1 protein-coding gene is annotated in these 1512 nt (G+C 64.7%); it reads left to right on the plus strand.

The annotated features are described in order from the left end of the window. Positions 1–78: 78 nt before the first annotated feature. The coding region (locus ACRDUX_RS29325; protein ID WP_526419089.1) for a TPR repeat domain-containing protein at positions 79–1512 on the plus strand (1434 nt) is incomplete at its 3' end.

Raw genomic sequence — 1512 nt, forward strand, 5'->3', positions numbered from 1 at the left:
CGCCCTAACCGATTCCTGCGCTGGCCGTTAGCTGTGCGGCCTTACGATGATTCTCGACTGTTGGAGACGGGGGTTCGCGTGGGTGTGCTTGACGGCTTCATATCGACGTGGTCGAACGCGCGCAGCACCTTCGGGCAGGGCACGCCCCCGGCAGGAGAGCAGTACGACAAGAGCGGACCATTGCGCGGCCTGCAGGCCAACGTTCAGTCCGCAGCACCAGGCCCTCACTGGAGCGGAACGGCCGCCGCGGCCTACGACACCGCCAACAACGACCACCAGGAAGTCATCGGCAAGCTAGCCAACCTCGATCAGCGTCTCGCCGCACAGGTCAACCAGTCCGCCCAGGTCGTCACCACCGGCCGCCAAAACCTCGACGCAGTACGCCAGTGGGTCCTCGACGCCGCCGCCAGCGTGCCCGCGGGCAAGAACCGCGAACAGATGCTCGTGCCGATCGTCCAGAAGGGCCTCAGCCAGCTGACCGAGATCGTCACCAAGTCCAACGGCGACCTCTCCGCCATTGGCGGCCAGGTCCGGACCATCGGCAACGAGTACCAGGCGCTGGGCATCCAGAAGTTCGCCGCAAAGGAAGGTCTCGGGGACGACACCCTCGGTGTCGTCGGTGAGGACGGGAAGAAGGAACTAAGCCCCGAGGACATGGAGGAGCTGACTCGCAAGGCGCTTGCGGGAGATCAGGAAGCGGCCGCAAAAGTCGACGAGCTTCTCAACGGCATCAACAACGATCAGTTGGGCCCGACCAGCAAGCAGCATCCCCTGACTCCTTTGCAGGCGGAACTCGTCGGTCAGATGCAGGCCCAGATGAAACCCATGTCGATGGACGACCTGAACGCGGCCCGCGACAGGCTCGGCACCAACAAGGACATCCTGTCCAACGCCATGCAAGTCATGAGCAACCCGAATGTGACCTTCCCAAGACACGACGGCGACGGAAGCCAGGTGGTTTCGGCCACCCCGGGCGGCCCGCTGCCGAACGACGGGGTGCTCCCGGGCGACACGGGCGCACTACCCGACGGCGTCCAGAACACCTTGAACCAACCAGGGGACTTCAGCGGGCCGCCGGGTTCCCAGGCCGGCTACCCGGGTTCCCAGCCAGTCGATTGGGAAGGCGCCGAACGGACCCGGGCCGCCAACGACATGAAGAACCTGGCTGACATCGTCGGCGACGGCGACTCGAGGTTCCAACAGGGCTCGCAACTCGATCGCGAGATGATGTCGAACGCGAAGGAATGGTTGGCCTCGCAGGACAGCCCAGACGGCAGGTCCCAGGAGCATTGGGGTGACGACGTCGTCGAGCGGGTGTTCGACACGGCCGGCCGCGACACGGTCGTGGACCACGACATGTTCACTACCGACAAGGACTTCATGCAGGACGTGTTGACCCACGAGTGGCAGGACAACGGTCAGTCTGCGCGCACCCTCACCGACTGGATTGACGACACGGCGTACTCGAACGATCCCGTCGTGAACGCGCGGGCAGGTGAAACGGCAAGCGCC

It is taken from the genome of Mycobacterium sp. (assembly GCF_050701675.1).
Taxonomy (GTDB): domain Bacteria; phylum Actinomycetota; class Actinomycetes; order Mycobacteriales; family Mycobacteriaceae; genus Mycobacterium.